6 protein-coding genes are annotated in these 5,430 nt (G+C 71.7%); 3 read left to right on the forward strand and 3 right to left on the reverse strand.

All coding sequences use genetic code 11. The annotated features are described in order from the left end of the window. From NTX40_04015 to NTX40_04025, 3 genes are all read left to right on the forward strand, one after another. Positions 1-499: formate dehydrogenase subunit alpha (locus NTX40_04015; protein ID MCX5648250.1), on the forward strand; the 499-nt coding region annotated here is incomplete at its 5' end. Beyond that, the gene (fdhD, locus tag NTX40_04020; GenBank protein MCX5648251.1) at positions 496-1,299 is read left to right on the forward strand and encodes a formate dehydrogenase accessory sulfurtransferase FdhD; all 804 of its coding nucleotides are present in this window, start codon (positions 496-498) and stop codon (positions 1,297-1,299) included. The genes NTX40_04015 and fdhD, both read left to right, overlap by 4 nt. A gap of 28 nt (positions 1,300-1,327) precedes the next feature. Continuing rightward, positions 1,328-2,524, forward strand: coding sequence for a molybdopterin molybdotransferase MoeA (locus NTX40_04025; protein MCX5648252.1), 1,197 nt, complete (start codon positions 1,328-1,330; stop codon positions 2,522-2,524). Positions 2,525-2,619: 95 nt separating this feature from the next. Here the strand turns inward: NTX40_04025 and NTX40_04030 are convergent, their stop codons facing one another. Genes NTX40_04030 through moaC form a run of 3 tightly spaced genes read right to left on the reverse strand, consistent with a single transcriptional unit; the run spans position 2,620 to position 5,132 of the window. Then, a complete protein-coding gene (locus NTX40_04030; protein ID MCX5648253.1) occupies positions 2,620-3,681 on the reverse strand; it encodes a molybdopterin-guanine dinucleotide biosynthesis protein MobB in 1,062 nt (353 codons plus the stop codon). After that, positions 3,668-4,639: a molybdopterin-binding protein gene (locus NTX40_04035; GenBank protein MCX5648254.1), complete on the reverse strand. Its 972-nt coding sequence runs from the start codon at positions 4,637-4,639 to the stop codon at positions 3,668-3,670. Before NTX40_04035 ends, NTX40_04030 begins: the two co-directional genes overlap by 14 nt. Continuing rightward, positions 4,626-5,132, reverse strand: a complete 507-nt coding sequence (moaC, locus tag NTX40_04040) for a cyclic pyranopterin monophosphate synthase MoaC (protein MCX5648255.1) — start codon at positions 5,130-5,132, stop codon at positions 4,626-4,628. The genes NTX40_04035 and moaC overlap by 14 nt, the downstream gene beginning before the upstream one ends. Between the last annotated feature and the right edge of the window lie 298 nt (positions 5,133-5,430).

The following is a 5,430-nucleotide window of genomic DNA, read 5'->3' on the forward strand; positions in this document are numbered from 1 at the left end:
AGGCGGCCTCCAGTGGCCCTGCCCCGACCCGGGCCATGCAGGCACACCGATCCTCCACAAGGACCGCTTCACGCGGGGACGGGGGAAGTTCCACGCCGTCGAATTCATTCCGCCGAAAGAGTTGCCCGACGCCCAGTTCCCCTTCCTCCTTTCGACGGGCCGCATCCTCCAGCACTTCCACACGGGGACGATGTCGCGCCGCTCGGAGGTCCTCGACCGTTTGGTGTCGGTCGGGGCGATCGAGATTCATCCCCAGGACGCGGCGCGCCTCGGCGTCGCCGACTCCCAGCCCGTGCGCGTCGCCTCGCGCCGCGGCGAGATCACCATCCAGGCCCGCGTGACCGACCGCGTCGCGCCGGGGACGCTCTTCCTCGCCTTCCACTACCGCGAGTCGCCCGCCAACCGTCTGACCATTGCCGCGCTCGACCCCGTCGCGAAGATCCCCGAGTTCAAGGTCTGTGCGGTGCGGGTCGAACCTTCGGACGCAGCCGAGCCATGACCGATTCCGAGCCTTCCCAGGACCGTGTCCGCTCCGAGCGCGTGTGGCGCGTCGGCGCGGCCGGCGAGTCCGACACCGTCATCGTGGAACGCGCGGTCGAGTTGGTCCTGAGCGGCCGCGTGCTCGTCCGCATTCAGTGCCTGCCCCAGCGGCTCGAGGACCTGGCCGTCGGATTCCTCCGGACCGAAGGCCTCATCGAGAGCCCCCGCGCGATTGCCGAGTGCCGCGTCGCGCCGGACGGCGGGCGCATCGAGGTCCGGGCCGACGTGGACCCGGACCGGCTGGTGCTTTTCCGCGAGCGTGTGGCCACGAGCAGCGGGTGCGGGAGCGGCGCGTCGGCCGAGGCGGACGCCCTGCCCCGCCTGGCGAGCGACGCGCGATTCTCACCCGAAGACGTCCTGGCGCGGATGAAAGACCTCCTCCAGACCTCGGTCCTTTTCCGCGAGACGGGCGGCGTCCACGCCGCGGCGCTGACCGACGGCCGCGCGATCCTCGCATTCGCGGAAGACATCGGCCGGCACAATGCCGTGGACAAGGCCGTCGGGGCGGCGCTGCGGCAAGGGATGGACCTCGCGCACCTCGCGATCCTGACAACCGGCCGCGCCAGTTCCGACATCGTCGCCAAGGCCGTTCGCGCGGGAATCCCTGCCGTCGTCAGCCGAGGCGCCGTCACGTCGCGGGCGATCGAGTTAGGGCGGTCGGCCGACGCGGCCGTCGTCGGCTTCGCGCGCGGCGACCGGATGAACGTGTACACCGCCGCCTGGCGGTTCGGACCAGCCGAGGCACCGGACCGCAAATGACAACCGATGTCTCCGGAGGTGCGTCGCCATGATGGAGCCAGCCGAGGCCCTTCGGATCGTCCTTGAGAAATCGCCGCGGCTGGAGGCGGTGGAGGTTCCCCTGCCGGAAGCGGACGGCGCGGTCCTCGCCGAATCCGTCGCGAGCGACGCGGACCTGCCGCCATTCGACAAGAGCGCGATGGACGGCTACGCGGTCCGGTCCGCGGACCTCGCGCGCCTGCCCGCGGACCTGGCGGTCGTCGAATCGCTGCCCGCGGGGACGGCCCCGACGCGGCCAATCCAAGGCGGCACGTGCGCCAAGATCATGACGGGCGCCCCCGTGCCGGAGGGCGCCGACCGCGTGGTCAAGGTCGAAGACACCGAGGCGCTGCCCGATGGGCGCGTCCGGATTCTGCGGACGGACCCCGGCCGCAACATCTGTGTCCGCGGCGAGGACGTTCGCAAGGGCGAGACCGTGCTCGAGGTCGGCCGCGTCCTTCGCCCGCCCGAGATCGGCCTTTTGGCGTCGGTCGGGCGCGAGCGGGTCCGCATCGTCCGCCGGCCGACGGTCGCCGTCCTCGCGACGGGCGACGAACTGGTGTCCGTCTCGACGGTTCCCGGCCCGGGGCAGATTCGCGATGCGAATTCCTGGAGCCTGCTCGCCTGCTGCCGGCGCGCCGGCGTCGGGGCCGAGAGCCTCGGCGTCGCGCGCGACACTTTAGACCACCTGGGCGATAGAATCGCCCGCGGCCTCAAGCGCGACGTGCTGCTCGTCTCTGGCGGCGTCAGCGTCGGCGAATGGGACCTCGTGCCGAAGGTCCTGCGGGACCTGGGCGTCACGATTCATTTCGCGACGGTGCGGATGAAGCCCGGCAAGCCGACCCTTTTCGCCACGCACGGCCGGGGCCTCGTGTTCGGGCTGCCGGGCAACCCGGTTTCCACGATCGTGGGGTTTCACCTTTTCGTGCTGCCGGCGCTTCGGAAGATGATGGGCCGAGCGGACCCCGCGCCGCCGACGGTAACGGCGACGCTCGCCGCTCCGGTGAAAGTCCGCGGCGGCCGCACGGCGTTCGTCCCCGCCGTCCTGCGGCGCGAAGGCGAGATGTGGGCGGCCGAGGTAATCGAAACGCGCGGGTCGGCGGACCTCGTCGGCTTTTCGCGCGCCGACGCGCTCCTGGCGCTCGAGCCGGGAACGCACCCCGCGGGGACGCGCGTCGAAGCCTATCCGATCGACCCCCGATTCTAAGAAGTTCCAACAAAATGTGTGGCACTGGTGGCTTGTCCACCAGTGCGTGACAAGAGAAGGTATGCACTGGCGGGCAAGCCGCCAGTGCCACCCCCTCATGATCGTTTTGTTAGACGCTCTTGCCCGGGCCCCAAATCATCGGGCGCGTTCACGTTGTCCCAGGCGGGCGCGAGGTGCGACGGCGGCGTCGGCGCGGCGACCTTGGGATGCTCCGCCACGAGCGAGGGCGCGAAGCGGCCGGCGGCGGCGAGACGCTCGAGGATCGCCCCCGCGCGAAAATCGTAGTGCGCCAGGAGCGGCTCGACGCCCCGCGCGCCCGCAAGAAGCGGGACCGTCGCCCAGACGCCGGCAGCGCGCGTCGCAAGGAGCCACTCGAGCGCCTCCGCGGAGAGGTTCGGCAAATCGCACGCCGCCACCAGCCACGACGCCCAGGGCGCCCACCGCATCGCGGCCAAGATGCCGGCCATCGGCCCCTCGGCATCCGGGACATCCGGCAGGCGCGCGACGCCGGCCAGCGCATCGGGCAGTTCGCCCGCGCCGACGACGGCGACGCGACGGGAGACGCGGCTCATGGCGGCGACCGCTCGCTCGATCCACGTCCGGCCGGCCGACCGAAGGAGATGCTTGGGCGCGCCCATGCGGCTGCTTCGGCCGCCGATGAGGACGCAGCCATAGACGGGCGTCCGAAGCCACTGCTCGGGGAGCCAGCGATCCAGGATTCCGTAAACGGTTTCGGCTCGTTCGGGCCCGCGCGGGAGGGCGGCGAGGACGTCGGCGGCCTCGGCGGGCGGATCGCTCTCGCCTTCGCCGAGGAGCCAGACCGTCGCGCACGGCATGGGCGAGCGGCACTCCAGGAGCACCAGGTCGTAGAGCCGCGCCAAGGCGGCGAGGTCGGACGCCGTCCGGTCCTCCTCGGCCGGACGGGTGCGGACGAAGCCTTCGGCCTTTCCGCGGACGAAGACGTCGGCCCCCGCGCGGAAGAGGCGGTCGCTGTCCTTGCCCGGGCGGTCCACCTCGATCCGGCTGCCGGCGCTCTTCACGACGGCGACGGCCAGCCCGCGCGCCGCCACCATCGGGACGAGTGCCTCCAGGAGGGTCGTCTTGCCGGCGTCGTGGGAGCCGCCGATCGCCAGGATAGGAAGGTCAGCGGGGCGCATGGGGCGCGTCCTTCGGGGGGCGTCCGCAGTCGCTCGCGTCGCCGCGCAGTTTCGCCAGGCCGTGGCCGAGCGCCTCGAGGATCGCCTCCAGGTTCTCGCGTGCGGCGCGTTCGGAGCCGGGCAGGTTCAGCAGGAGCGTCGTGCCGCGGATGCCGGATGAGCCGCGAGAGAGAGCAGCGTGCGGCGTCTTGGCGAGCGAGGCGGCGCGCATCGCCTCGTCGAGGCCCGGCGTCGGGCGCTCCACGACGCCGCGGGTCGCCTCCGGCGTGACGTCGCGCGGGGCAAAGCCCGTCCCGCCGACCGTCGCCACGAGGTCAATCGAGTGGCCGTCGGCGTAGTGCTTCAGGCGTTCGGCGATGCGATCGGCCTCGTCGGGGATGACCTCCAGGCGGTAGAGGTGCGCGCCGAGGCGTTCTTCCAGGAGCCGCGCGACGGACGGGCCGGCCGTGTCGGCCGCCTCGCCGCGCGAGCAGCGGTCGCTGACCGTGAGGACAACGGCCTGGAGGCGCTCGCGCGGGACGCGGGCGACCAGTTCCGCTTCGTCGCCGGGGCGGACAGAGCCGCCCTTCTCGACGCGCGCGAATAGGCCGAGGCGAGGCATGATGCAGTCGCCGGTCACGCGGGCGATCTCACAGGGGGCGTGGCAGACCTTTCCGATTTGCGTGACGGCAAGGACGACGTCCTCGCCGAGGCGGAGGCGCGTCCCGAGGCCGACGGCGCCGAGGTCGAGGCCCGAGAGGACGACGTTCTCAGCGAACGCGCCGGGGAGAACGTCCGGCAGCCCCGCGCGGCGGACGGTCTCGATGTCCTCATCGGCCAGAAGGCTGACCTGGCGGTGCCCGGGTCCCGCGTGGGCGTCGCCCTCGATGCCGTGGCCGGCGCGGAAGCGCGCCTCGGGGACAGGACGCTTGGGCTCGCCCTTCTTCGGGCCTATGCAGAGGGCTTTAGCGCGCGGCATCGCCGGGCTCCTCGCGGGTCCATCGGCCCGACTTGCCGCCTTCCTTCTCAACGAGCCGCACGGGACCGATCTCGATCCCTTTGCCGGCGGACTTGACCATGTCGTACACGGTGAGTGCGGCGACGGCGGCGGCGGTGAGCGCCTCCATCTCGACGCCGGTCTTCGCCTCGGCCCGGACGCGGGTGCGGATGCGGACTCGCTCGCCATCGAGCAGCGCTTCGACCTCGACAGCGTCCAGCGCGATGGGGTGGCAGAGGGGGATGAGGGCGGGCGTCTGCTTGGCGGCGGCGATGCCGGCCAGGCGCGCGGTTTCCAGAACGTTGCCCTTCGCGAGGCCCCCTTCGCGGCGCAGGCGTTCGGCGATTTCGGGACCGACGGTCACGTACGCCTCGGCCGAGGCCGACCGGCGCGTGACGGCTTTCGCTCCGACGTCCACCATGCGCGCTCCGCCGTCGGGGCCGAGGTGGTTCAGGTTGCGCCGATCTTTCGTCATGGCGCTTCCCCTTTCACAAACGCGCTCCCCGTCCGGCTTCGCCCTACAGGCTACGCCGGACAAGTCGGGTCGCGGCTAAACGTTCGCATCCTGCGCGCCCACGCCACCATCACCGCGCCCACATTTAGCCGCCCAGTTTACTGGGCGCGTTATTCTAAATGTGCACGACCCGCGCGCCCACGCCACCATCACCGCGCCCACATTTAGCCGCCCAGTTTACTGGGCGCGTTATTCTAAATGTGCACGACCCGCGCGCCGCGCCGCAACGGCACGCGCCCACCAAGGTGGGCGGCTAAAT

It is taken from the genome of Planctomycetota bacterium, assembly GCA_026387035.1.
Lineage (GTDB): Bacteria > Planctomycetota > Phycisphaerae > FEN-1346 > FEN-1346 > JAPLMM01.